Annotated in this window: 1 pseudogene; it reads right to left on the bottom strand. The window is 68.6% G+C overall.

Annotated elements, in window-relative coordinates:
- Window positions 1-395 (bottom strand): annotated as a pseudogene (locus V5F61_RS21205) (IS3 family transposase); the annotation flags it as partial.

Below are 395 nucleotides of genomic sequence, written 5' to 3'. Positions count from 1 at the left end.
GGGCCGCATCGGGATCGTCATGGGCGCCCGCGTCCCGATGGCCCGCATGCGGCCGCCCCGCAGTCGCACCTTGAGGCGCTCCTCTCGGTCGAGACGGAACAGGCGCTTGTGGTTGACCACGAAGCCCTCTCGCCGCAGCAGCACGTACAGGCGCCGAGAGCCGAAGCACCGCCGCTCATGGGCGAGGGCCTTCATGCGCTCGCGCAGGGCGCCGTCGTCGTCCCGCTTCGCCTCGTATCTCATCGTCATGCGGCAGAAGCCGGTGGCTTTACACGCCCGCCGTTCGCTCATCCCGTGATGCGCCACGAGATGAGCGACGGCTTTGCGCGCGGCCGCGGGCGTCACCACTTCTTTCCCAAGAGGTCCTTCAGCGCCACATTGTCGAGCATCGCGTC

Source organism: Xanthobacter sediminis, assembly GCF_043195015.1.
Taxonomy (GTDB): Bacteria; Pseudomonadota; Alphaproteobacteria; order Rhizobiales; family Xanthobacteraceae; genus Xanthobacter.
This window is presented reverse-complemented; position numbering and strand designations above follow the sequence as displayed.